21 protein-coding genes are annotated in these 25,147 nt (G+C 42.7%); 18 read left to right on the top strand and 3 right to left on the bottom strand.

Annotated elements, in window-relative coordinates; translation table 11 throughout:
- Positions 1-276: 276 nt before the first annotated feature.
- The 10 genes from MK395_RS08215 to MK395_RS08170 all read left to right on the top strand — a co-directional run bounded on the left by MK395_RS08215 (position 277) and on the right by MK395_RS08170 (position 12,907).
- Complete coding sequence (locus MK395_RS08215) at positions 277-567, top strand: thiamine-binding protein (RefSeq protein WP_268711644.1); 291 nt, start codon at positions 277-279, stop codon at positions 565-567.
- Entirely contained in the window at positions 530-1,288 is a 759-nt protein-coding gene (locus MK395_RS08210; protein ID WP_268711643.1) for an ABC transporter permease, read from the top strand. Before MK395_RS08215 ends, MK395_RS08210 begins: the two co-directional genes overlap by 38 nt.
- A gap of 36 nt (positions 1,289-1,324) precedes the next feature.
- On the top strand, positions 1,325-2,332 hold the full coding sequence (locus MK395_RS08205) for an ABC transporter substrate-binding protein (protein ID WP_195215782.1): 1,008 nt from the start codon (positions 1,325-1,327) through the stop codon (positions 2,330-2,332).
- Positions 2,332-3,060 (top strand): ABC transporter ATP-binding protein, encoded by a 729-nt coding sequence (locus MK395_RS08200; protein ID WP_000136209.1) that lies wholly within the window; start codon positions 2,332-2,334, stop codon positions 3,058-3,060. Before MK395_RS08205 ends, MK395_RS08200 begins: the two co-directional genes overlap by 1 nt.
- A 204-nt stretch (positions 3,061-3,264) precedes the next feature.
- The gene (locus MK395_RS08195) at positions 3,265-7,074 is read left to right on the top strand and encodes a Spy0128 family protein (RefSeq protein ID WP_268711642.1); all 3,810 of its coding nucleotides are present in this window, start codon (positions 3,265-3,267) and stop codon (positions 7,072-7,074) included.
- Between the two features lie 171 nt (positions 7,075-7,245).
- Positions 7,246-7,704 carry a CtsR family transcriptional regulator gene (locus tag MK395_RS08190; RefSeq protein WP_001211261.1) on the top strand — a complete coding sequence of 153 codons (459 nt, stop codon included), beginning with the start codon at positions 7,246-7,248 and terminating at the stop codon, positions 7,702-7,704.
- Between the two features lies 1 nt (position 7,705).
- Positions 7,706-10,138 carry an ATP-dependent Clp protease ATP-binding subunit gene (locus MK395_RS08185; RefSeq protein ID WP_268711641.1) on the top strand — a complete coding sequence of 811 codons (2,433 nt, stop codon included), beginning with the start codon at positions 7,706-7,708 and terminating at the stop codon, positions 10,136-10,138.
- Between the two features lie 146 nt (positions 10,139-10,284).
- A complete protein-coding gene (locus MK395_RS08180) occupies positions 10,285-11,343 on the top strand; it encodes an AAA family ATPase (RefSeq protein ID WP_268711640.1) in 1,059 nt (352 codons plus the stop codon).
- A gap of 9 nt (positions 11,344-11,352) precedes the next feature.
- Positions 11,353-12,132, top strand: a complete 780-nt coding sequence (pnuC, locus tag MK395_RS08175) for a nicotinamide riboside transporter PnuC (protein ID WP_070534682.1) — start codon at positions 11,353-11,355, stop codon at positions 12,130-12,132.
- A gap of 1 nt (position 12,133) precedes the next feature.
- Complete coding sequence (locus MK395_RS08170) at positions 12,134-12,907, top strand: NUDIX domain-containing protein (RefSeq protein ID WP_000763403.1); 774 nt, start codon at positions 12,134-12,136, stop codon at positions 12,905-12,907.
- Positions 12,908-12,974: 67 nt separating this feature from the next.
- Here the strand turns inward: MK395_RS08170 and MK395_RS08165 are convergent, their stop codons facing one another.
- A complete protein-coding gene (locus MK395_RS08165) occupies positions 12,975-13,205 on the bottom strand; it encodes a hypothetical protein (protein WP_000933126.1) in 231 nt (76 codons plus the stop codon).
- A 267-nt stretch (positions 13,206-13,472) separates the two neighbouring features.
- On the opposite strand from MK395_RS08165, the gene MK395_RS08160 reads away from it, so the two are divergent.
- Positions 13,473-14,156: a hypothetical protein gene (locus MK395_RS08160; protein WP_000730903.1), complete on the top strand. Its 684-nt coding sequence runs from the start codon at positions 13,473-13,475 to the stop codon at positions 14,154-14,156.
- A gap of 64 nt (positions 14,157-14,220) precedes the next feature.
- Here the strand turns inward: MK395_RS08160 and dusB are convergent, their stop codons facing one another.
- Together dusB and hslO are read right to left on the bottom strand one after the other, a co-directional pair.
- Entirely contained in the window at positions 14,221-15,201 is a 981-nt protein-coding gene (dusB, locus tag MK395_RS08155) for a tRNA dihydrouridine synthase DusB (RefSeq protein ID WP_000183317.1), read from the bottom strand.
- Complete coding sequence (hslO, locus tag MK395_RS08150) at positions 15,188-16,060, bottom strand: Hsp33 family molecular chaperone HslO (RefSeq protein WP_096753736.1); 873 nt, start codon at positions 16,058-16,060, stop codon at positions 15,188-15,190. The genes dusB and hslO overlap by 14 nt, the downstream gene beginning before the upstream one ends.
- Positions 16,061-16,224: 164 nt before the next feature.
- Here hslO and MK395_RS08145 point away from each other — a divergent pair, with 164 nt between their 5' ends.
- The 7 genes from MK395_RS08145 to dltB all read left to right on the top strand — a co-directional run bounded on the left by MK395_RS08145 (position 16,225) and on the right by dltB (position 25,147).
- Positions 16,225-17,652, top strand: a complete 1,428-nt coding sequence (locus MK395_RS08145; protein ID WP_000280562.1) for a helix-turn-helix domain-containing protein — start codon at positions 16,225-16,227, stop codon at positions 17,650-17,652.
- A gap of 156 nt (positions 17,653-17,808) precedes the next feature.
- Entirely contained in the window at positions 17,809-19,317 is a 1,509-nt protein-coding gene (gene glpK, locus MK395_RS08140) for a glycerol kinase GlpK (RefSeq protein ID WP_096753735.1), read from the top strand.
- Positions 19,318-19,380: 63 nt separating this feature from the next.
- Positions 19,381-21,207, top strand: coding sequence for a type 1 glycerol-3-phosphate oxidase (gene glpO, locus MK395_RS08135; protein ID WP_096753734.1), 1,827 nt, complete (start codon positions 19,381-19,383; stop codon positions 21,205-21,207).
- A gap of 67 nt (positions 21,208-21,274) precedes the next feature.
- Positions 21,275-21,979: an MIP/aquaporin family protein gene (locus MK395_RS08130; protein ID WP_000975170.1), complete on the top strand. Its 705-nt coding sequence runs from the start codon at positions 21,275-21,277 to the stop codon at positions 21,977-21,979.
- Between the two features lie 224 nt (positions 21,980-22,203).
- On the top strand, positions 22,204-22,335 hold the full coding sequence (locus MK395_RS08125; RefSeq protein WP_008276434.1) for a teichoic acid D-Ala incorporation-associated protein DltX: 132 nt from the start codon (positions 22,204-22,206) through the stop codon (positions 22,333-22,335).
- 20 nt (positions 22,336-22,355) lie between these two features.
- The gene (dltA, locus tag MK395_RS08120) at positions 22,356-23,906 is read left to right on the top strand and encodes a D-alanine--poly(phosphoribitol) ligase subunit DltA (protein ID WP_002880946.1); all 1,551 of its coding nucleotides are present in this window, start codon (positions 22,356-22,358) and stop codon (positions 23,904-23,906) included.
- Entirely contained in the window at positions 23,903-25,147 is a 1,245-nt protein-coding gene (gene dltB / locus MK395_RS08115; protein ID WP_247936302.1) for a D-alanyl-lipoteichoic acid biosynthesis protein DltB, read from the top strand. Before dltA ends, dltB begins: the two co-directional genes overlap by 4 nt.

Here is a 25,147-nt window from a genome sequence, read left to right as displayed (position 1 = left end):
AAAGTTATGAAAGAGTTTGAAACATTTGTCTTCAAGCTCTTTTTCATGATTTTCTGTAAGCAGTTTCCTTGACTTTTCCTTGTATTTGCGTTACTATATGTCCATATAAGATATGGGAGTCTGTGTACAGTCTGAGAGGAAGTGTTAAACTTCGACCGCACCTGATCTGGGTAATGCCAGCGTAGGGAACGATACTTAGCCGAATTCTGCACCTTTTCCATATATGGAAGAGGTTTTCTTTTTGTCAAAAAGGAAAACCGAGAAGAGGAGGTTTTTATGAAAGCAAGCATTGCCTTGCAAGTCTTACCCCTATCACAGGGGATTGATCGAATTGCTATTATCGATCAGGTTATTACCTATCTGCAAGCTCAGTCCGTGACCATGGTAGTGACACCATTTGAAACGGTCTTGGAAGGGGAGTTTGATGAGCTCATGCGCATTCTCAAAGACGCACTAGAAGTGGCAGGGCGGGAAGCAGATAATGTCTTTGCCAATGTCAAAATAAATGTAGGAGAGATTTTAAGTATTGATGAGAAACTTGAAAAGTATACTGAGACGTCACATTAGTCTATTGGGTTTTCTAGGAGTCTTGTCGGTCTGGCAGTTAGCGGGAATATTCAAACTTTTACCCAAGTTTATCCTGCCAACCCCTTTTGAAATTCTCCAGGCCTTTGTTCGTGACAGAGAATTTCTCTGGCACCATAGCTGGGCGACCTTGAGAGTGGCTTTGCTGGGGCTAGTTTTAGGAGTCTTGATTGCTTGCCTCATGGCGGTGCTTATGGACAGTCTAACTTGGCTCAATGATCTTATCTACCCTATGATGGTGGTTGTCCAGACTATTCCGACCATTGCTATAGCTCCTATCTTGGTCTTGTGGCTAGGCTATGGAATTTTGCCCAAGATTGTCTTGATTATCCTGACGACAACCTTCCCTATCATCGTCAGCATTTTGGATGGTTTTAGGCATTGTGACAAGGATATGCTGACCTTGTTTAGTCTGATGCGAGCAAACCCTTGGCAAATCCTGTGGCATTTTAAAATCCCGGTCAGCCTGCCTTACTTTTATGCAGGTCTGAGGGTTAGTGTCTCCTACGCCTTTATCACAACAGTGGTATCTGAGTGGTTGGGAGGCTTTGAAGGACTTGGTGTTTATATGATTCAGTCCAAGAAACTGTTTCAGTATGATACCATGTTTGCGATTATTATTCTGGTGTCGATTATCAGTCTTTTGGGTATGAAGCTGGTCGATATCAGTGAAAAATATGTGATTAAATGGAAACGTACTTAAATAGAGCGTTTTTGAAAAAGAAAAGAGGAAATGAAAATGAAGAAAACATGGAAAGTGTTTTTAACGCTTGTAACAGCTTTTGTAGCTGTCGTGCTGGTGGCTTGTGGCCAAGGAACTGCTTCTAAGGACAACAAAGAAGCAGAAGTCAAGAAGATTGACTTTATCCTAGACTGGACGCCAAATACCAACCACACGGGACTTTATGTAGCCAAGGAAAAAGGCTATTTCAAGGAAGCTGGAGTGGATGTTGATTTGAAATTGCCACCAGAAGAAAGTTCATCTGACTTGGTGATCAATGGCAAGGCACCATTTGCTATCTATTTCCAAGACTACATGGCTAAGAAATTGGAAAAAGGGGCAGGGATTACTGCCGTTGCAGCTATCGTTGAGCACAATACATCAGGAATCATCTCACGTAAATCGGACAATGTCAGCAGTCCAAAGGACTTGGTTGGGAAGAAATACGGAACCTGGAATGACCCGACTGAGCTTGCTATGTTGAAAACCTTGGTGGAATCTCAAGGTGGAGACTTCGAGAAGGTCGAAAAAGTACCAAACAACGACTCAAACTCCATCACACCAATTGCCAATGGCGTTTTTGACACTGCTTGGATTTACTACGGTTGGGATGGTATCCTTGCTAAATCTCAAGGTGTAGACGCCAACTTCATGTACTTGAAAGACTATGTTAAAGAGTTTGACTACTACTCACCAGTTATCATCGCTAACAACGACTACCTCAAAGACAATAAAGAAGAAGCTCGTAAAGTCATCCAAGCTATCAAAAAAGGCTACCAATATGCCATGGAACATCCAGAAGAAGCTGCGGATATTCTTATCAAAAATGCACCTGAACTCAAGGAAAAACGTGACTTTGTCATCGAATCGCAAAAATACTTGTCAAAAGAATACGCAAGTGACAAGGAAAAATGGGGACAATTTGATGCAGCTCGCTGGAATGCCTTCTACAAATGGGACAAAGAAAATGGTATCCTTAAAGAAGACTTGACTGACAAAGGTTTCACTAATGAATTTGTAAAATAATGACAGAAATTAGACTAGAACACGTAAGCTATGCCTATGGCGATGAAAAGATTTTAGAGGACATCAACCTGCAGGTGACTTCGGGTGAAGTGGTTTCTATCCTAGGTCCAAGTGGTGTTGGAAAGACCACTCTCTTTAACCTAATCGCTGGGATTTTAAAAGTCCAGTCGGGGAGAATTGTCCTTGATGGCGAGGAAAATCCTAAGGGGCGCGTGAGTTATATGCTGCAAAAGGATCTCCTCTTGGAGCACAAGACGGTGCTTGGCAATATCATCTTGCCCCTCTTGATTCAAAAGGTGGATAAGGCGGAGGCCATTGCCCGAGCGGATGAGATCCTTGCGACCTTCCAGTTGACAGCTGTACGGGATAAGTATCCTCACGAACTCAGTGGAGGGATGCGTCAGCGTGTAGCCTTGCTCCGGACCTATCTTTTTGGGCACAAGCTCTTTCTTCTTGACGAAGCCTTTAGTGCCTTGGATGAGATGACCAAGATGGAACTCCACTCTTGGTATCTGGAGATTCACAAACAGCTACAGCTGACGACCCTCATCATCACGCATAGTATCGAAGAGGCCCTCAATCTCAGCGACCGCATCTATATCTTGAAAAATCGTCCTGGACAGATTGTCTCTGAAGTCAAACTAGATTGGCCCCAGAACGAAGACAAGGAAGTCCAAAAAATTGCCTACAAACGGCAAATATTAGCAGAATTGGGATTAAATACGTAGCCTTTTAGGAAATTAGTATATATTAAATACAAGCGAAATCCTTGCTTGGATTTAATTGTTTCAAAGCTGATGAACATGCATGATTAGGCTTAATATTTAAAGAAATGGTAAGTTAATATAAAAATAATTAAATTTTAGTTGACATTTTGTAATGGAACTGTATAATATAATTGAACCATTATAGACAATAAGGAGGATAATGTGGTGAAAAAGAGAACTAGTAAACTCTTTCATGGCTTGATGGCCTTGCTACTGGTTGTGTCGGTCTTTTTGCCTGCACTCAAAGTTAGCACAGTTGTTCAAGCGGAGGAACTACCAGCGAGCAGTTACACAATGAAAACTGTTTCAAAAATCAACAATAACAAACTTGTTGATGGCGCTAAGTACGGGGAAGGTAAATTCTATCTTCAACCAACTTATAGTTTCCCAAATGATGTAACCCTCAAAGATGGGGATTACATGGTGTATCATGTTCCAAACGAATTTAAAATTGAAAAAGATTCTACTACGGAATTGAAAGCACCAGATGGGCAAACAACTATTGCTGAATTGACAACTAGTAAAGCAGATAACACAGCTACTGTCAAAGTGACAAATGCTGCTTACTTTGCTAATTTGTCAGAGAACAAGGAGATTACTGCCCTGTTTACAGTCGTTTGGGCAGATAGTGTTAAACTAAACACTCCTTATCAAATTAATATCCCAGGTGACCAAGTTTACACTTTGACTCGTATCGTCCCAGATGATGACCCAACTGGATTTACTAAATGGGGAGTTCAAGACTCAGACGATCCTAACTATGTAAACTGGCGTATCCGTGTTAACCGCTATGCAAAATCTTACACAGGGGTTAAACTCGAAGATACTATTCCAGAAGGACAAGTTCTTGCAAGTGAAATTACTGGTTACTACTTTACTGAGTGGAACAAAGCTGAAGCTCGTCCAAGACTAGAAGCTGCCCATATCAACGTTGTTGATGGAAATCACTTTACAATCACTCCAAACGGTGATGGTACAATGGACGGACAAGGTCTCTATATTCTATATAAAACTCGTCTAACTGCTCCAGTTGACAATGCAACTAAAAAAGCATTTAACGATGTAAAAGCGACAACCGATCAAGAAACATTTGATGTTCATGGATTTGCTGCTTTGACAACTACAGAAGGTATCGGTTCAGGTGCGAAGTCTGATGAGGTTGAATTCCAAGTTAAGAAAAAACTTGAAGGAAAAACTCTTGAGGCAGATGCATTTACTTTCCAATTGATTGCTCCAGATGGAACTATCAAAGAAGCTAAGAATGATGCTGAAGGAAATATTAAATTCCCAACAGTTAAATTCTCTAATGAAGGTACATTCAAATACCAAATTAAAGAAGTAAATGACAGCAAACCTGGCTATACATACGATGATTCAGTACTTGAAGCAGAAGTTACTGTAGCAAACGTGTATGGTCAAAAGATTGCAAGCGTTAAATATAAAGATTCTAAGAAAGAATTTACAAACTCATACGCTGCTAAAGAAGCAAAACTTCAACTTGAAGCTAAGAAAGTCTTGAACGGTAAAGCTATCGAGGCTGGCCAATTTGAATTTGAGTTGAAAGAAAACGGAACAGTTCTCCACACTGTTTCAAACGATGCAAACGGTAAGATTCAATTCCCAGAACTTACGTTCACAAAAGAGGAAACTCGTACATTCACTATTTCTGAAAAAGCTGGTGATGTAGCCGGAGTTGAATACGATCCAAATGCTTATGAAGTAACAGTAGTCGTTAAAGATAACGGCCAAGGTCAACTTGTTGCAACTGCAACAGGTGCTGAAAACCTTACTTTCACGAACGTTTATAAAGCTAAATCAGCTAAAGAAACTATCACAGCTACTAAAGTCTTGAACGGTAAAGCCCTTGAAGCTGATAAATACGAATTCGAACTTAAAAAAGGTGAAGAAGTCGTTGCGACAGCTAAAAACGCTGCAGACGGTACTGTGACTTTCAAAGAAATTGAGTACAATGAAGCAGGCGACCACACTTACACTATCTCAGAAAAAGCAGGTAGCGAAGCAGGTGTGACATACGACACTGCTAAACACGAAGTTAAGGTAGCAGTTACAGATAATGGTCAAGGCCAACTTGTTGCAACTGTTACAGGTAACAACCCAACCTTCACCAACACATATAAAGCAGCTAAAACAAGTACAACGATTACAGCTACTAAAGTCTTGGATGGTAAAAAACTTGAAGCTGACAAGTATGAGTTCGAACTTAAAGAAGGTGACAAAGTCGTTGCGACAGCTAAAAACGCTGCAGACGGTACTGTTACTTTCAAAGAAATCGAATACAATGAAGCAGGCGACCACACTTACACTATCTCAGAAAAAGCAGGTAGCGAAGCAGGTGTGACATACGATGAATCTACTCACAATGTAACAGTGAACGTTACAGATAACGGGGAAGGAAAACTTGTTGCAGATGTAAAAGACAACAACCCAACCTTCACCAACACATATAAAGCAGCTAAAACAAGTGCAACGATTACAGCTAAGAAAGTCTTGAACGGTAAAGCCCTTGAAGCTGATAAATACGAATTCGAACTTAAAGAAGGTGACAAAGTCGTTGCGACAGCTAAAAACGCAGCAGACGGTACTGTTACTTTCCCAGCAATCAGCTATGATGCTGCAGGCCCTCACACTTACACAATTACTGAAAAAGCAGGTAGCGAAGCAGGTGTGACATACGACACTGCTACACATGAAGTGACAGTAAACGTTACAGATAATGGTCAAGGCAAACTTGTTGCAACTGCAACTAACAACAACCCAACCTTCACAAACACTTATAAAGCAGCTACAACAACAGCTACTATCACGGCTACTAAAGTCTTGAATGGTAAAGCTCTAGAAGCTGGTAAATATGAGTTTGAACTTAAAGAAGGTGACAAAGTCGTTGCAACAGCTAAAAATGCTGCAGACGGCACTGTTACTTTCAAAGAAATTGAGTTCAATGAAGCAGGCGACCACACTTACACTATCACTGAAAAAGCAGGTAGCGAAGCAGGTGTGACATACGATACTGCCAAACACGAAGTTAAGGTGAACGTTAAAGATGACGGTGCAGGTCAACTTGTTGCAACTGTTACAGGTAACAACCCAACCTTCACTAACACTTATAAAGCATCTTCAACAACTGTAAATATTACCGCTAAGAAAGTCTTAGAAGGTAAAGCCCTTGAAGCAGGTAAATATGAGTTTGAACTTAAAGAAGGTGACAAAGTAATCGGAACAGCGACAAACGCTGCAGACGGTACAGTTGCTTTCGAAGGTATCGAATACAAAGAAGCAGGTAGCCACACTTACACTATCACTGAAAAAGCAGGTAGCGAAGCAGGTGTGACATACGACACTACTAAACACGAAGTGACTGTTAAAGTTGTTGACAACGGTGCAGGCAAACTTGTTGCGACTGTAACTGACAACAACCCAACCTTCACAAACACTTATGTTGCTTCTTCTACACAAGTAACCTTCACAGCTAAGAAAGTCTTGAAAGATAAAGAAAAAGATAAAGAACTTGCAGAAGGTCAGTTTAAGTTTGAACTTAAAGAAGGTGACAAATTAATCGAAACAGCGACAAACGCTGCAGACGGTACTGTTACTTTCAAAGCAATTAAGTACGCAGCAGCAGGTGAGCACACTTACACTATTACTGAAGTAAAAGGTAACGATGAGAATATCAAATATGATGAAAATTCTTACGAAGTGACAGTAAAAGTGACAGATAATGGTGCAGGTCAACTTGTAACAGAAGTTACAGGTAACAACCCAACAATCACTAACACGTATACTGAACCGAAAAAAGAAGAACCTAAGGAAGGTCCTAAGGAAGATCCTAAGGGTGAACAGCCTAAGGGAGATTTGCCAAATACTGGTGGATCAGACTTTACAGTATTCTCTACTATTCTTGGTCTAGTTCTTGCAGCTTTGGCAGGACTTGTATACCGTGCTAAAAAAGTTGACTAATCTTAACTTTGAATAACTAAAAAAGATGGAGACCGTTTGACGGTCCCATCTTTTTGTTTTGGATAGTTTATAATAATCTTCGCAACTTGTTCCCTTTTCCTTTAAAAAAATCAAAAATTTCGGTATAATAGTCAAAGATAGTCAAGGTTCAAAGAAGGAGTTTGATTTACTATGAGATTTAAAAATACATCAGATCATATCGAAGCCTATATCAAGGCGATTTTAGACCAATCTGGTATTGTGGAATTGCAACGGAGCCAGTTAGCAGATACCTTCCAGGTTGTACCGAGCCAGATCAACTATGTCATCAAGACCCGCTTTACGGAAAGCAGAGGTTACTTGGTTGAGAGCAAGCGTGGTGGCGGAGGCTACATTCGCATAGGGCGGATTGAATTTTCCAGTCATCATGAGATGCTCCGCGATTTGCTTTACTCGATTGGTGAGCGAGTTAGTCAGGAGATCTATGAGGATATTCTCCAGCTTTTGGTGGAGCAGGACTTGATGACCAAGCAGGAGATGACCTTGCTGGCATCTGTGGCAACAGATCGTGTCCTAGGGGAAGAATCCTCAGTTGTCCGTGCCAATATGCTCCGACAGCTATTACAAGAGGTAGATAGAAAAGAGAAGTAAGATGAACTATTCAAAAGCATTGAATGAATGTATCGAAAGTGCCTACATGGTTGCGAGCCATTTTGGAGCCCGTTATCTAGAGTCATGGCATTTGTTGATTACCATGTCCAATCACAGTTACAGTGTGGCAGGTGCAACTCTAAATGATTATCCTTATGAAATGGATCGTTTAGAAGAGGTTGCGTTGGAACTGACTGAAACCGACTATAGCCAAGATGAAACCTTTACGGAATTACCTTTTTCCCATCGTTTAGAGGTTCTCTTTGCAGAAGCAGAGTATGTAGCCTCAGTGGTCCACGCAAAGGTGCTAGGGACAGAACATGTCCTCTATGCGATCTTGCATGACGGCAATGCCTTGGCAACTCGCATCTTGGAGAGAGCAGGCTTTTCTTATGAAGACCAGAAAGATCAGGTCAGAATTGCTGCTCTTCGTCGCAATCTAGAAGAGCGTGCAGGATGGACAAGAGAAGATCTCAAGGCTTTGCGTCAACGTCATCGCACAGTATCTGACAAGCAAAATTCCATGGCCAATATGATGGGCATGCCTCAAGCTCAAAGTGGCGGTCTAGAGGACTACACGCATGACCTGACGGAGCAAGCGCGCTCTGGAAAGTTAGAGCCAGTTATTGGTCGTGACAAGGAAATCTCACGTATGATTCAGATTTTGAGTCGAAAGACCAAGAACAATCCTGTCTTAGTTGGAGATGCTGGTGTCGGGAAAACAGCTCTGGCACTTGGGCTTGCCCAGCGTATTGCTAGTGGGGATGTACCAGCTGAAATGGCAAAGATGCGTGTTCTAGAGCTTGATTTGATGAATGTCGTTGCGGGAACACGTTTCCGTGGAGATTTTGAAGAGCGTATGAACAATATTATCAAGGACATCGAGGAAGATGGCAAAGTGATCCTCTTTATCGATGAACTCCACACCATCATGGGTTCTGGTAGCGGTATTGATTCGACTCTAGATGCGGCTAATATCTTGAAACCAGCCTTAGCTCGTGGAACTTTGAGAACGGTTGGGGCGACCACTCAGGAAGAATACCAAAAACACATCGAAAAAGATGCAGCTCTTTCTCGTCGTTTTGCCAAAGTGACGATTGAAGAGCCAAGTCTAGCTGACAGCATGACTATTTTGCAAGGTTTGAAGGCTACCTATGAGAAACACCATCGTGTGCAAATCACAGATGAAGCTGTCGAAACAGCAGTTAAGATGGCGCATCGTTACTTGACCAGTCGTCACTTGCCAGACTCTGCTATCGACCTCTTAGATGAAGCAGCAGCAACAGTGCAAAACAAATCCAAGCATGTGAAAGCAGTCGAATCCGGCTTGAGTCCAGCTGACAAGGCCTTGATGGATGGCAAGTGGAAACAAGCTGCTCAGCTAATCGCAAAAGAGCAGGAAGTCCCTGTCTATAAAGACTTGGTAACAGAATCTGAAATTTTGACTACCTTGAGTCGCTTGTCAGGGATTCCAGTCCAAAAACTGACTCAAACGGATGCTAAGAAATACCTGAACTTGGAAGTGGAACTACACAAACGTGTCATCGGTCAAGATCAAGCTGTTTCAAGTATTAGCCGTGCGATTCGCCGCAACCAGTCAGGAATTCGCAGTCATAAGCGTCCGATTGGTTCCTTTATGTTCCTAGGGCCGACAGGAGTCGGTAAGACCGAATTGGCAAAGGCTCTGGCAGAAGTTCTCTTTGATGACGAATCAGCCCTTATCCGCTTTGATATGAGTGAGTATATGGAGAAATTTGCGGCTAGCCGTCTCAATGGAGCTCCTCCTGGTTATGTGGGCTACGAAGAAGGTGGGGAGTTGACTGAGAAGGTTCGCAACAAACCATACTCTGTTCTTCTATTTGACGAGGTAGAAAAGGCCCACCCAGACATCTTTAATGTCCTCTTGCAGGTCCTGGACGACGGTGTCTTGACAGATAGCAAGGGGCGCAAGGTTGATTTTTCAAATACCATTATTATCATGACGTCAAACCTTGGCGCGACGGCTCTTCGTGATGACAAGACTGTTGGCTTTGGCGCGAAAGACATTCGTTTTGACCAGGAAAATATGGAAAAACGAATCTTTGAAGAGTTGAAAAAAGCTTATCGACCAGAGTTTATCAACCGTATTGATGAAAAGGTGGTCTTCCATAGCTTAGATAGCAAACACATGCAAGAAATTGTCAAGATCATGGTGAAACCATTGATTGCTAGCCTGGCAGAGAAGGGTATTGACTTGAAACTGCAAGCTTCGGCACTGAAGTTGCTAGCTAGTCACGGTTACAATCCAGAAATGGGAGCCCGTCCACTTCGCAGAACCCTGCAAACAGAAGTGGAAGACAAGCTAGCAGAACTCCTTCTCAAGGGAGAACTGGTAGCAGGTAAGACCCTCAAGATAGGTGTTAAAGCTGGTCAATTAAAATTTGATATTGCTTAAAAATGGAGAGTCAGGAGCAATCCTGATTCTTTTTTTGCTACTTTTTTATAAAAAATGATAAAAAACTATTGACAAAACAAAAATATAGTATATAATAAAAACATAGAAAATAAAAATATCAAAAATTATAAAAAGGTAAAACGTTTATGAAAAAGAAAACAGCAGTGGTATTTGGGACCTTTGCCCCTCTCCATCAAGGGCATATCGATCTGATTCAGCGAGCGAAGCGTCAGTGTGACCAGGTCTGGGTAGTCGTTTCAGGCTACGAGGGAGACCGAGGGGAGCAGGTAGGTTTAAGTCTTCAAAAACGATTTCGCTATATCCGAGAGGCTTTTCGTGATGACGAATTGACCTCTGTCTGCAAGCTGGATGAGACCAACCTTCCCCGTTACCCTATGGGCTGGCAGGAGTGGTTGGACCAGATGTTAGCAGAGATTTCCTATGATGAAAACCAGCAAGAACTGACTTTTTTTGTAGGAGAAGAAGAATACCAGCAGGAGCTAGCTAAACGTGGATTTAGCACCGTCTTGCAAGAAAGAAAGTTTGGTATCTCAGCGACTATGATTCGAGAAAATCCAAGCAAATATTGGAAATACATCGCTCAACCCTTCCGTCGTCAGTTTACCAAGAAAGTGTTGATTATGGGAAGTGCTAGCAATGGGAAGACCACTCTGGCCAAGGATTTGGCAAGGTATTACGATGCGCCCGTTAGTCTGGAATACGCGCGTGAGTACCAGATCAAAAACAATGTCCGCGACGATGAATTGACTCCAAAGGATTACTACTATCTCCTGTTGGGACAGTATGACCAGACCTCCAAGTTAATCGACAGCAATGCCAATCGAGGCCTAGTGATAGCCGATACCAACTCCTTGGTAACCAAGGGCTACTATGACTATTACATGGAGACTGAGGACCAAGAGGACTTATCAGGAGAAACCTTTGACAATCTCTTTGTTTCGATCTTGGCCAAGGAAAAATGGGACTTGATTCTCTTTGTGCAGCCTGTTGGCTCCTATGTCAATGACGGGTTTAGAGATATGACCATGGCGGAAGACCACATTCGCTACTGTTTTTCCCAGCATTTGGACCAAATGAGGGAGCGATACTTAACCACCATTCCACTAGTTTATCTAGCGGAGGATTATCTAGGCAATTATGAAGCAGCAAAAGTGGCTATTGATGCCATTTACCAAGCAGATTAGGAGAAAATTATGAAAACAGTAACTAAAAAAATCACACAATTTATCGAAAACTTTAACAATGTCCATGCTGAAGCCCGCAAGATTGGTTTTGCAGGAATCATGCGCCTGTTATGGAAAGATCTCTTTGTCGGCCGTAGCCTTTTCCAATGGTTGTATCTTATCGCCTTATCAAGTGTTCCCTTGATCTTGGAGTTTACACAAAATACGGAAAGTCATGACTGGCTGAGCTTGTTTGCATCTTGGACTGGGATTGTCTGTGTCATCTTGGTAGCAGAAGGGCGTGCAAGCAATTATCTCTTTGGGGCCATTAACTCGGCTATCTACTTGATCTTGGCCATGAATGCGACTTTTTATGGAGAAGTTTTGACGACTGTTTACTTCTTTGTCATGCAGCCGATTGGTCTCTATGCTTGGCTGTCCAATCGTATCAACGACCAAGGAAAACCAGAAGAATCCCACTTTGAGGCTAAGAAATTATCTGTTCTTGACTGGCTCAAGTACTTGGCCTTGACTGCCATTATCTGGATTGGTATGGGCTTGGCTTACCAAAGTATCAATAGCGCTCGCCCTTTCCGTGATAGTGTTACCGATGCGACCAATGGTGTTGGTCAGCTCTTGATGACACGTCTTTACCGCGAGCAATGGATTTTCTGGATTGCAACCAATCTCTTTAGTATTTATCTCTGGTGGGGTGAAAATATCCACATCCAAGGGATGTACTGGGTTTACACACTCAACAGTCTAGTGGGTTGGTACCAATGGACCAAGGCAGTTCGAAAGGAGGCATAAGATGGCAGACATAAAGATTCCAGAAGGGATGACGGAAAAAGAATATTATGAAATCCATGCCAGTCAGGAGGAGTTTTTAGACTGGTACTACAAGCAGGAACTCCCTCAATATGAAAAACCAAGTGTGACAGTGGATATGGTAGCCTACTGCTTTGTCGAAGGAAAGATCAAGCTCTTACTAATCCGTCGCAAGGCCCACCCTTATCAAAACTGTTTGGCTCTGGTTGGAGGCTTTATGGATAAGGGAGAGGATGCTGCGCATGCCTGTCAACGCGAGGTGAGAGAAGAAGTCAATCTCGATCTACCTTTGGAAAAAATCGAGCAATTGATGACCGTATCGACCCCCGGTCGTGATCCACGGGGCTGGACCGTGACCATTGCCCACTTGGTGTATCTTCCTAGTCGCGCCCTAGGCCTCGTTCAGGCTGGAGACGATGCTAAGGATGTGGTTTTTGTAGATGTGGATTTTCGGACGGGCAAGTGCTTCTTAGAGGGAGTAGAGTTGGAGGAGAGAGCCTTCGCCTTTGATCATTATGCCATTATCCAAGAATCCATCAAACGAATCCAAGGCCGTCTCGACTGGAATCCGACCTTCCTTTATCTGCTGGAAGAGGAGTTCACTGTCTACGAAGGAACTGAACTGGTCAATCTCATCAACCCAGGTCGGCCCATCGTCAGCAATAACTTTCTCGTAAAATACGGCGAATATGTAGAAGAAGTCGGACTCAAACGAGTGCCCAAAAAGAAACCAAGAAAAACCTATCGATTGAAATAAAGAGGTCGGGACCAAAATCCCGACCTCTTTATCTACCATCATGAGATGGCTTTCTATTGCGACTGTATTAGGGATGGCTATCTTTCTTAGGATTACTCAATATGTGAGTAAAGAAGTCTTTGTATCGATACTTGAGATAGTTCTCATGCAAAAATAACAAAGCGATGTAGACAATCATAAAGATTGCAGTCAGATAGAAGACATCAAATGCAGTTCGCGCATAGTAAGTGGCTGATTGATAAGAGCCAATAGCTCCCAAAATCAACCAAGGAAGATACTTGTAATACTTATTTAGCATAAGAGCATACCTCCTGTATTCTATTTCAATGTTATTATATTCCTTTGTCTAACACAATGCAAGCGACTACATAGGAGAGGTGCAAAAAATAGGACTCTAATCTAGGAAATTTTCCTATTTTTTCGTTTCGATTACGAATAGAGATAGTAGAGAGAATAATTTTTAAAATAGTTTCTCTAAATAGTTGACAGATTCAAAGTCCAATGTTACAATTATATTACAAAAAGATTTCTTAACATTTCAATAATGTTACAAAGGAGTAGAAAAATGAAAAAGAAAACCTATATCAAATTGATGGCAGCGACTGTATTGGCTTCTACCTTGCTACTGGGAGCTTGTGGAAATAAAAACGAAACCACTCAAACCAGCAGCTCTGCAAAGACAAGCCAATCATCAAGTTCTAAAGCAGCTTCTTCTAACAAAGAAAGCAAGACTCAAAAATCTTCAAGCTCAGCTTCATCTGAAAAGGCTCAGGCATCTTCAGGTCAGTCTTCTACAACAGCAGATCAGTCACAAGCGAAACCAGCCCCTGAATCAAGACAAGAACAAGCAACTCCTAGTCAACCAGCCCCTTCTCAGGCTCCGTCAACCCAGCAAGGTTCTCAAGCCCAGTCTAACCAGTCAGGCTATGATCCAACAACTGACCGCAAACTTCAAGACAAGCAAGCAGAACACAACAAACGCTACAAGGGTGTTTTAACCATGGTCGATGGTGATTTCTCAGCAGCTGCAGGCAACTGGAAGGGAGCAAATGGCGAAACTATTACGGTTTCATCAGGGGGCCAGTTTACAGTAGAAACTGCAGATGGAAAGAAAGAAAACTATTCTATCAGAGGCTACTCTTATACTCTTGATGATGGCAAGTATAATGCCAAAATCGGTGGAGGAAAAATCATCCAAATTACAACAGGTGCGGATGGTAAAGTTTCGAGTGTTGCCTTGATTCAATAATGGTATCTAGGATTTCCTAGGATAAAAAAACCGTAAACTCAAGCGAGTTACGGTTTTTTGTATATTATGCTTTGTCTAATTGCAAGAGGGCTTCAATCTCTGCTAGGGTGCTAGCTTGTGAAATAGCTCCACGAAGTTTGGCAGCACCAGATGTTCCCCGGAGATAGTGCGGAGCGAGGCCGCGGAATTCACGAACGGCTACGTTTTCTCCTTTGAGGTTAATCAAGCGTTTCAAGTGCTCGTAGGCGATTTTCATCTTGTCTTCAAATGTCAAGTCAGGGAGAATTTCTCCTGTTTCAAAGTAGTGGTTGATTTGATTGAAGAGATAGGGATTTCCCATGGCTGCGCGACCAATCATGACAGCGTCAGCCCCGACTTCTTCGATACGCTGTTTGGCTTCTTGGACCGTACGGATGTCACCATTTGCGATAAATGGAATCTTGGTCAAAGCTTGAGCAACCTTGTGAAGGGTCTCGAGGTCAGCATGACCAGTATACATTTGCTCACGTGTACGACCGTGCATAGCGAGGGCAGAGACACCAGCAGCTTCAGCAGCGAGGGCATTCTCCACGGCTAGGGATGGATCAGACCAGCCAGTACGCATTTTGACAGTGAGGGGGATATCAAGGACAGATTGGACCTTGTTGATGATAGAGTAGATCTTGTCTGGGTCCTTGAGCCACATAGCACCAGCCTCGTTCTTCACGATTTTGTTAACTGGGCAGCCCATGTTGATATCGACGATATCGGTCTTAGTATTTTCTTGGATGAATTCTGCTGCGCGTGCTAGGCTATCTTCATCGCTACCAAAAAGTTGGATAGAAACAGGGTTCTCTCCTTCATCGATATGAAGCATATGCAGGGTTTTTTCATTGTTGTATTGGATTCCCTTGTCAGAGACCATTTCCATGACAACGAGTCCAGCTCCGAGCTCTTTTGCGATGGTACGAAAGGCTGAGTTGGTGACACCAGCCATGGGTGCTAAAACGGTACGATTGGGAATCTCAACATTGCCAATCATAAAAGGTGTATTAAGATTTGTCACGAATGAGTTCCTCCAGGTCGTTTTCATCAAAGTTATAAGTTGTTTGGCAGAATTGACAAGTGATTTCTGCCCCGTGGTCTTCCTCTTTCATTTCTTCAAGGTCTGAATTTGGAAGGCTGGCAAGAGCGTTCATAAAACGGTCTTTGCTGCAGTCACATTGGAAACGAATTTCTTCTTCAGATAGACGTTTGTAGAATTCGTCACCATAGATAGCCTTGAGAAGGGCTTCGATATGGTCATCGCTTTCCAGAAGGGTTGAGATGGCTGGCATTTCTTGGATGCGTTTCTCAAAGCGGGCAATCTCTTCTTCCTTGGCCCCTGGCAAGACTTGGAGAAGAAAACCACCGGCACCTTCGACCTTGTCGTCTTTGTCTAAAAGAACATTGAGGCCGACTGCTGAAGGAGTTTGTTGGCTTTCTGTCAGGTAATAGGCCAAGTCTTCACCGATTTCCCCAGAGATGAGAGGAGTCATGGAGTTGTAGGGATTTCCAGTACCGTAGTCTGTGATAACGAGAAATTGACCATTTCCGACAAAAGGTCCGACAAGGACTTCACCCGTTGCAGTCTTTTTGATGTCAACACCTGGATTTTGAACGTAGCCTTTAACATTGCCCTTGGTATCTGCGACCGTGATGATGGCACCGAGAGAGCTGGTTCCCAGAACTTTAACTGTTAGTTTGGTATTTCCTTTTTCATTGGCTGCGAGAATCTGGCTTGCGATAAGAGTTCGACCAAGTGCAACAGTTGAACTGGCTTGAGTTTGATGTTTTTCTTGAGCAGTGCGGACGGTTTCAGTGCTATCAAGGACAAAAGCACGAAAGGCTCCGCTTTCTGATATTGTTTTAATAATTTTATCCATAGCTACTATTTTAGCATAAAAATGCCCAAAGGGGGAGTCGTGTGTTTGCTGTTTCTGTGGAATAATGACGAGAAAATCAGCCTTAAAATAAAATGCGAAACAGATTATTTCAGCATTTAAAAGATTTATGCTATGCTTGTAGGAGAAAATGAAAGGGGTAACAAATGTATTTAGGTGATTTGATGGAAAAAGCCGAATCTGGTCAATTTTTAGTCCTTTCCTTTCTGTTACAAGATTCGCAGACAACAGTCAAGAAAGCCATGGAAGAAACAGGTTTTTCAAAGGCGACCTTAACCAAGTACATTTCTCTGATTAACGAAAATGCCTCGGAAAGAGGTTTAGAGCTGACCATCCACTTGGAAGATGAAAATCTGCGTCTGTCGATTGGTGCAGCCACAAAGGGGAGAGAGATTCGGAGCTTGTTTCTAGACAATGCCATTAAGTACCAAATTTTGGTTTACCTTCTCTATCACCAACAGTTCCTAGCCCATCAACTGGCTCAAGAATTGATGATTAGCGAGGCCACGCTTGGTCGTCACTTAGCTAGTCTAAATCAGATTTTGTCAGAGTTTGATTTATCGATCCAAAATGGCCGTTGGCGAGGTCCGGAGCATCAGATTCGCTATTTTTATTTCTGCCTTTTTCGCAAGATTTGGTCCAGTCAGGAGTGGGAAGGTCACATGCAGAAAGCTGAGAGAAAACAAGAGATTGCTACCCTAGAAGAAATCTGCGGTGCTAGCTTGTCTTCAGGTCAGAAATTGGACTTGGTTCTATGGACTCACATCAGTCAACAGCGCCTTCGGGTTAACGCCTGTCAATTTCAGGTTATAGAAGAAAAAATGCGAGGGTATTTTGACAATATTTTCTACCTTCGTTTGCTGAGAAAGGCTCCGTCCTTTTTTGCTGGGCAACATATCCCTCTAGGAACTGAGGATGGTGAGATGATGGTATTCTTTTCATTTCTCCTTTCCCATCGTATTTTGCCCCTTCATACTATGGAGTATATCCTTGGTTTTGGAGGGCAATTAGCCGATTTGCTGACGCAATTGATTCAAGAGATGAAGAAGGAGGAGCTGCTGGGGGACTACACAGAGGACCATGTCACCTATGAACTCAGTCAGCTTTGTGGTCAAGTTTATCTCTACAAGGGCTATATTTTACAAGATCAGTACAGATACCAGACAGAGAATCGCCATCCCTATTTGCTGATGGAACATGATTTTAGAGGAACTGCAGAGAGAATTTTTCATATTTTGCCTACCTTTCAACAGGGGACGGATTTGGATAAGAAAATTCTCTGGGAATGGCTCCAGTTGATAGAGTATATGGCAGAAAATGGTGGCCAACATATGAGGATTGGTTTAGATTTGACATCTGGTTTCCTTGTCTTTTCTAGGATGGCTGCCCTTTTGAAACGGTATTTGGAATACAATCGTTTCATTACTATTGAAGCCTATGACCCCAGTCGACATTATGATTTGTTAATTACCAACAACCCGATTCATAAGAAAGAACAGACTCCGGTTTATTATTTAAAAAATGATTTGGATATGGAGGATTTGGCGAAGATTCGTCAGATGCTCTTTGCTTAAAAGGCCTGAATTTTCAGGTCTTTTTTGTGAAATTCGCACAATCTCCTCACATTTTTTTAAAATTTTAAAAAAATTGATAAACAAGAAAGCGCTTTATTTTGTATACTAGTTACTGTAAAGAGGAACCCCCTCAAGATTTTATCAGGAGGACAGCACATGTCACAAGAAAAATACATCATGGCTATTGACCAAGGAACTACTAGTTCTCGTGCCATCATTTTTAACAAAAAAGGAGAAAAGGTCAGCTCTAGTCAAAAAGAGTTCACTCAGATTTTCCCTCAAGCAGGTTGGGTTGAGCACAATGCCAATGAAATTTGGAACTCTGTTCAGTCAGTTATCGCGGGTGCTTTCATCGAAAGTGGTGTGAAACCAAGTCAAATCGAGGCCATCGGGATTACCAACCAGCGTGAAACAACTGTCGTCTGGGATAAGAAAACAGGGCTCCCTATCTATAATGCGATCGTTTGGCAATCACGTCAAACTGCTCCTCTGGCTGAACAACTAAAAAGTCAAGGTTATGTGGAAAAATTCCATGAAAAGACTGGTTTGATTATCGATGCTTACTTCTCAGCTACCAAGGTTCGTTGGATATTGGACCATGTAGAAGGCGCTCAAGAGCGAGCAGAAAAAGGAGAATTACTCTTTGGTACTATCGATACTTGGTTAGTTTGGAAATTGACTGACGGTGCAGCTCACGTGACCGACTACTCAAATGCAGCCCGTACCATGCTCTATAACATCAAGGATCTTAAATGGGATGATGAGATTTTAGAAGTCCTCAACATTCCGAAGGCTATGCTTCCAGAAGTTCGTTCTAACTCTGAAATCTACGGCAAGACTGCTCCATTCCATTTCTACGGTGGGGAAGTGCCAATTTCAGGTATGGCTGGGGACCAACAGGCAGCCCTCTTTGGACAGTTGGCCTTTGAACCAGGTATGGTTAAAAATACCTACGGAACTGGTTCTTTCATCATCATGAACACTGGTGAAGAGATGCAGTTGTCTGAAAACAACCTTTTGACAACGATTGGTTATGGAATCAACGGTAAGGTTTACTATGCCTTGGAAGGTTCTATCTTTATCGCAGGAAGTGCCATTCAGTGGCTTCGTGATGGACTTCGCATGGTTGAAAATTCACCAGAGTCTGAAAAATATGCTCTTAATTCTCACAACAATGACGAAGTTTATGTCGTACCTGCCTTTACAGGTCTAGGGGCTCCATACTGGAACCAAAACGCTCGAGGCTCTGTCTTTGGCTTAACTCGTGGAACAAGCAAAGAAGACTTTATCAAGGCAACCTTGCAATCTATCGCTTATCAAGTACGTGACATCATTGACACCATGCAAGTGGATGCGCAGACAGCGATCCAAGTCTTGAAGGTAGATGGTGGTGCAGCCATGAACAACTTCCTCATGCAGTTCCAAGCTGACATCTTGGGAATTGATATCGCACGCGCTAAAAACTTGGAAACAACTGCCCTCGGTGCAGCCTTCCTAGCTGGTTTGGCAGTGGGTTATTGGAAGGACTTGGATGAGTTGAAACTCTTGAACGAGACAGGAGAACTCTTTGAGCCATCGATGAACGAATCGCGCAAGGAACAACTCTACAAGGGCTGGAAGAAAGCTGTGAAAGCAACGCAAGTCTTTGCGGAAATCGACGACTAATACTGTTTCTTGATGCAATGATCAGCTTAAGAATGAAACGACTCAGTTAGAAAGTGTGTAAATATGGAATTTTCAAAGAAAACACGTGAATTGTCAATTAAAAAAATGCAGGAACGTACCTTGGATCTCTTGATTATTGGTGGGGGGATTACAGGAGCTGGTGTAGCCTTGCAGGCGGCAGCCAGTGGTCTTGACACTGGTTTGATTGAAATGCAGGACTTCGCAGAAGGAACATCTAGCCGTTCAACAAAATTGGTCCACGGAGGTCTGCGTTACCTCAAACAATTTGACGTGGAAGTGGTATCAGATACAGTTTCTGAGCGCGCGGTGGTTCAACAAATCGCTCCACACATTCCAAAACCAGATCCAATGCTCTTGCCTGTTTTTGATGAGGATGGAGCGACCTTTAGTCTCTTCCGTCTCAAAGTAGCCATGGACTTGTACGACCTTTTGGCAGGTGTTAACAATACGCCAGCTGCTAACAAGGTCTTGAGCAAGGAAGAAGTCTTGGAACGCCAGCCAAACTTGAAGAAAGAAGGCTTGGTAGGAGGTGGGGTTTATCTTGACTTCCGTAATAACGATGCGCGTCTCGTGATTGAAAACATCAAACGTGCCAACCAAGACGGTGCCCTCATTGCCAACCATGTTAAGGCAGAAGGCTTCCTCTTTGACGAAAGCGGCAAGATTACAGGTGTTGTAGCTCGTGATTTGTTGACAGACCAAGTCTTTGAAATCAAGGCTCGCCTAGTTATTAACACAACTGGACCTTGGAGCGACAAGGTACGCAATTTGTCTAATAAGGGAACGCAATTCTCACAAATGCGTCCAACTAAGGGAGTTCACTTGGTAGTGGACTCAAGCAAGATCAAGGTTTCACAGCCAGTTTACTTTGACACAGGTTTGGGAGATGGTCGTATGGTCTTCGTTCTCCCACGTGAAAACAAGACCTACTTTGGTACAACCGATACAGACTACACAGGCGATTTGGAACATCCAAAAGTGACGCAGGAAGATGTAGATTATCTACTAGGTATTGTCAACAACCGCTTCCCAGAAGCAAACATTACCGTTGCTGATATTGAAAGCAGCTGGGCTGGTCTTCGTCCATTGATCGCAGGCAATAGCGCTTCTGACTACAATGGTGGAAATAACGGAACCATTAGCGATGAAAGCTTCAATAGCTTGATTGCGACTGTCGAGGCATATCTATCGAAAGAAAAAACGCGTGAAGATGTTGAATCTGCTGTCAGCAAGCTTGAAAGCAGCACATCTGAGAAACATTTGGATCCATCTGCAGTTTCTCGTGGTTCGAGCTTGGATCGTGATGATAATGGTCTTTTAACCCTTGCTGGTGGTAAAATCACAGACTACCGTAAGATGGCTGAAGGAGCTATGGAGCGCGTGGTTGACATCCTCAAAGCCGAATTTGACCGTAGCTTTAAACTGATCAACTCTAAGACTTATCCTGTTTCAGGTGGAGAATTGAACCCAGCAAATGTGGGCTCAGAAATCGAAGCCTTTGCTCAACTTGGAGTGTCACGTGGTTTGGATAGCAAGGAAGCCCAGTATCTCGCAAATCTTTACGGTTCAAATGCACCGAAAGTCTTTGCCCTTGCTCACAGCTTGGAACAAGCGCCAGGACTCAGCTTGGCAGATACCTTGTCCCTTCACTATGCAATGCGCAATGAGTTGGCTCTGAGCCCAGTTGACTTCCTCCTTCGTCGTACCAACCACATGCTCTTTATGCGTGATAGTTTGGATAGCATCGTTGAGCCAGTTCTGGATGAAATGGGACGATTCTATGATTGGACCGAAGAAGAAAAAGCAGCCTACCGTGCGGATGTTGAAGCAGCTCTTGCTCAAAACGATTTGACAGAACTAAAAAATTAAAAAAGGAAAAGAGGTGGAGGGCAGCATTCCTTGTCGCCCACCCCTTCTTTTAAATGGAGACAAAGATATGATGAAAGAATTATTTGGAGAATTTTTGGGGACCTTAATCCTCATCCTCCTAGGAAATGGAGTTGTAGCAGGTGTGGTTCTTCCCAAAACCAAGAGCAACAATTCAGGATGGATTGTGATTACTATGGGATGGGGAATTGCTGTAGCCGTTGCAGCCTTTGTATCTGGCACGCTTAGTCCAGCCCACCTAAATCCAGCTGTGACGTTTGCTATGGCCTTAAAAGGAACGCTCTCTTGGGCTTCTGTTTTCCCTTATATCCTAGCCCAATTCGCAGGAGCGATGGTGGCTCAGATTTTGGTTTGGTTGCAATTCAAACCGCATTATGAGGCAGAAGAAAATGCAGACAATATCCTAGCAACCTTCAGTACTGGACCAGCAATCAAGAACACAGTATCGAACTTGATCAGCGAAATCCTTGGAACTTTTGTTTTGCTCTTGACAATCTTTGCCTTGGGACTCTATGACCTTCAAGCTGGTTTAGGGACCTTTGCAGTGGGGACCTTGATTGTCGGTATCGGTCTTTCACTAGGTGGGACAACGGGTTATGCCTTGAACCCAGCTCGTGACCTTGGACCTCGTATCATGCACAGCATCTTGCCAATTCCAAACAAGGGAGACGGGGACTGGTCTTATGCTTGGATTCCTGTTGTAGGACCTATTGTTGGTGCGGCCCTAGCAGTTCTCGTATTTTCACTTTTCTAAGATAAAAGAGTGATTGGCAACAGAGTTTGAGATGAAAATCTCAGGCTCTTTTTTGATGGGCAAAACATTAATATTTTAACTTATCTTAAAATAAGCTAAAACCAATTTTTAAGTTATGGTAAACAGTTGAAAAAAAGGTTGATAAAGTGGTAAAATGTTAGGAAGATAAGATGCTAACAATACATACTGATAGCTAATAGAAATAATATATTAATGGATAGCTTATGAAAAAACAACGAAATTTACATGTATTCTTAGGCCGGACGGCTCTATATTTTGTAATCTTACTTGGTTTGCTTTATTTTTTTAGTTACCTTGGTCAGAGCCAAGGCACCTTTATTTATAATGAGTTCTAGTTTAAAGGAGAAGAGGAACAGTGTCTAATAAACCGATAAAAGATATGATTGAAACGATTGAGCACTTTGCTCAAACGCAACCAACATATCCTGTCTACAATGTTTTAGGTCAAGAGCATACTTATGGTGATCTGAAGGCTGATTCAGATAGTTTAGCTGCAGCTATCGACCAACTAGGCTTGCCTGAGAAATCTCCAGTCGTCGTTTTTGGTGGTCAGGAATATGAGATGTTGGCTACCTTTGTAGCGCTAACTAAGTCAGGTCATGCCTATATCCCAATTGATAGCCATTCGGCCTTGGAAAGAGTTTCTGCTATCGTAGAAGTTGCAAAGCCAAGCTTGATTATTACTATCTCAGATTTTCCATTAGAGCAAACTAGCACACCGATGCTGAATTTAAAGCAAGTCCATGAAGCTTTTGCTCAAGCTTCCAGCTACGAGATGACCCATCCAGTCAAGGGAGATGACAACTACTACATCATCTTTACTTCTGGTACGACTGGTAAGCCTAAGGGAGTGCAGATCTCCCATGATAATCTCCTCAGCTTTACCAACTGGATGATTACAGATAAGGAATTTGCGACGCCAAGTCGTCCGCAAATGCTGGCTCAGCCCCCTTATTCTTTTGACCTATCTGTCATGTATTGGGCGCCAACCTTGGCACTGGGTGGCACGCTTTTCGCTCTTCCTTCAGCCATTACTCAGGACTTTAAGCAACTCTTTGCGATCATCTTTGCATTGCCAATCGCTATCTGGACCTCAACGCCTTCTTTTGCAGATATGGCCATGTTGTCAGAAGACTTTAACAGCGAGAAAATGCCTGGCATCACGCATTTCTACTTTGATGGTGAAGAATTGACGGTCAAAACTGCTCAAAAACTGCGCGAGCGATTCCCAGATGCTCGTATTATCAATGCCTATGGTCCAACAGAAGCGACAGTAGCTTTGTCAGCAGTTGCCGTCACTGATGAGATGTTGACGACTCTCAAACGCCTGCCAATCGGCTATACCAAGGCCGATTCTCCGACCTTTATCATTGATGAGGAAGGTAAGAAAGTTCCAAATGGTGAGCAAGGAGAAATCATTGTTTCAGGGCCAGCTGTTTCAAAAGGCTATATGAATAATCCTGAAAAAACGGCAGAAGCTTTCTTTGAGTTCGAAGGTCTTCCAGCCTACCACACAGGGGATGTAGGAACCATGACAGATGAGGGATTGCTTCTCTATGGTGGACGCATGGATTTCCAGATTAAGTTTAATGGTTATCGCATTGAGCTGGAAGATGTCTCTCAAAACCTCAACAAGTCTCGCTTTATCGAGTCGGCTGTTGCTGTCCCACGTTATAACAAGGACCACAAGGTACAAAATCTACTGGCCTATGTCATCCTAAAAGACGGTGTCCGTCAGCAGTTTGAGCGTGATATCGATATTACCAAGGCTATCAAGGAAGACCTAGCAGATATCATGATGTCCTATATGATGCCGTCTAAGTTTCTTTATCGAGATAGTTTACCACTAACGCCTAATGGTAAAATTGACATCAAGGGCTTGATCAATGAGGTAAACAGCCAATGATGGAGCTTTATAAACAGCTACCTCATTTGGAACCTTATGGTGATCTTCAGTACTTTTTATACGTAATTGCTGCGACTTTACCTATCTTTATTGGTCTTTTTTTCAAGAAACGTTTTGCCTTGTACGAGGTGCTCGTTAGTCTCTTCTTTATCCTCACCATGTTGGTCGGTGGAAAGACGAATCAAATAAGCGCTTTGATCCTTTATGTTATCTGGCAAGTACTTCTTGTATCTTTCTACAAAAGGTACAGGAAACAACGGGATAGTAAATGGATATTTTACCTGGTTAGCTTTCTATCCCTATTGCCAATCGTCTTTGTGAAAGTATCTCCTGCTATTCATGGACCTCAATCTTTGTTTGGATTTTTAGGGATTTCTTACTTGACCTTTCGTGCAGTTGGGGTTATCGTTGAGTTGAGAGACGGTGTCATCAAGGAATTAACGATTTGGCAATTCTTACGTTTTCTTCTCTTTATGCCGACTTTCTCAAGTGGTCCTATTGATCGTTTCAAACGCTTCAATGAAAATTACGAGACCATTCCTGAACGGGATGAGTTGATGGACATGCTAGAAGAGGCTGTCAAATATATCATGCTTGGCTTCCTCTACAAGTTTATCTTGGCTCACATTTTAGGAGAGACATTATTGCCTCCGCTGAAAAATTTGGCCTTGCAGACAGGTGGTTTCTTTAACCTCTACGCTTTAGCGGTCATGTACACCTTTGGTCTGGAGCTCTTTTTTGACTTTGCGGGCTACTCTATGTTTGCCTTAGCCATTTCAAACTTGATGGGTATTCATAGTCCTATCAACTTTAACAAGCCCTTTTTGTCAAGGGATTTAAAAGAGTTTTGGAATCGCTGGCACATGAGTCTGTCTTTCTGGTTCCGTGACTTTGTCTTTATGCGGATGGTCATGGTGTTGACCAGAAAGAAGGTTTTTAAAAATCGCAATGTCACTTCAAGTGTAGCCTATATTCTCAATATGCTGATTATGGGATTTTGGCATGGTGTGACCTGGTACTACATCGCCTATGGACTTTTTCATGGGATTGGGCTGGTCATCAATGATGCTTGGGTTCGTAAGAAAAAAGCGCTCAATAAAGAACGGAAAAAAGCTGGAAAGGGTTCCTTACCTGAGAATCGCTGGATTCAGTTGCTTGGCATGGTTGTCACCTTCCATGTCGTGATGGTTTCATTCTTAATCTTTTCTGGATTTTTGAATGATTTATGGTTTAAAAAATAA

The organism is Streptococcus oralis, from assembly GCF_026782085.1.
Classification (GTDB): domain Bacteria; phylum Bacillota; class Bacilli; order Lactobacillales; family Streptococcaceae; genus Streptococcus; species Streptococcus oralis_DA.
Note: the sequence above shows the minus strand (reverse complement) of the source record. Positions and strands in the feature narration are given on the sequence as shown.

Excerpts from the sequence above, each read along its gene's own strand:
- MK395_RS08215 (WP_268711644.1), top strand. The coding sequence starts at position 277 with ATGAAAGCAAGCATTGCCTTGCAAGTCTTACCCCTATCACAGGGGATT.
- MK395_RS08210 (WP_268711643.1), top strand. The coding sequence starts at position 530 with ATGAGAAACTTGAAAAGTATACTGAGACGTCACATTAGTCTATTGGGT.
- MK395_RS08205 (WP_195215782.1), top strand. The coding sequence starts at position 1,325 with ATGAAGAAAACATGGAAAGTGTTTTTAACGCTTGTAACAGCTTTTGTA.
- MK395_RS08200 (WP_000136209.1), top strand. The coding sequence starts at position 2,332 with ATGACAGAAATTAGACTAGAACACGTAAGCTATGCCTATGGCGATGAA.
- MK395_RS08190 (WP_001211261.1), top strand. The coding sequence starts at position 7,246 with ATGAGATTTAAAAATACATCAGATCATATCGAAGCCTATATCAAGGCG.
- MK395_RS08185 (WP_268711641.1), top strand. The coding sequence starts at position 7,706 with ATGAACTATTCAAAAGCATTGAATGAATGTATCGAAAGTGCCTACATG.
- MK395_RS08180 (WP_268711640.1), top strand. The coding sequence starts at position 10,285 with ATGAAAAAGAAAACAGCAGTGGTATTTGGGACCTTTGCCCCTCTCCAT.
- pnuC (WP_070534682.1), top strand. The coding sequence starts at position 11,353 with ATGAAAACAGTAACTAAAAAAATCACACAATTTATCGAAAACTTTAAC.
- MK395_RS08170 (WP_000763403.1), top strand. The coding sequence starts at position 12,134 with ATGGCAGACATAAAGATTCCAGAAGGGATGACGGAAAAAGAATATTAT.
- MK395_RS08165 (WP_000933126.1), bottom strand. The coding sequence starts at position 13,205 with ATGCTAAATAAGTATTACAAGTATCTTCCTTGGTTGATTTTGGGAGCT.
- MK395_RS08160 (WP_000730903.1), top strand. The coding sequence starts at position 13,473 with ATGAAAAAGAAAACCTATATCAAATTGATGGCAGCGACTGTATTGGCT.
- hslO (WP_096753736.1), bottom strand. The coding sequence starts at position 16,060 with ATGGATAAAATTATTAAAACAATATCAGAAAGCGGAGCCTTTCGTGCT.
- MK395_RS08145 (WP_000280562.1), top strand. The coding sequence starts at position 16,225 with ATGTATTTAGGTGATTTGATGGAAAAAGCCGAATCTGGTCAATTTTTA.
- glpK (WP_096753735.1), top strand. The coding sequence starts at position 17,809 with ATGTCACAAGAAAAATACATCATGGCTATTGACCAAGGAACTACTAGT.
- glpO (WP_096753734.1), top strand. The coding sequence starts at position 19,381 with ATGGAATTTTCAAAGAAAACACGTGAATTGTCAATTAAAAAAATGCAG.
- MK395_RS08130 (WP_000975170.1), top strand. The coding sequence starts at position 21,275 with ATGATGAAAGAATTATTTGGAGAATTTTTGGGGACCTTAATCCTCATC.
- MK395_RS08125 (WP_008276434.1), top strand. The coding sequence starts at position 22,204 with ATGAAAAAACAACGAAATTTACATGTATTCTTAGGCCGGACGGCTCTA.
- dltB (WP_247936302.1), top strand. The coding sequence starts at position 23,903 with ATGATGGAGCTTTATAAACAGCTACCTCATTTGGAACCTTATGGTGAT.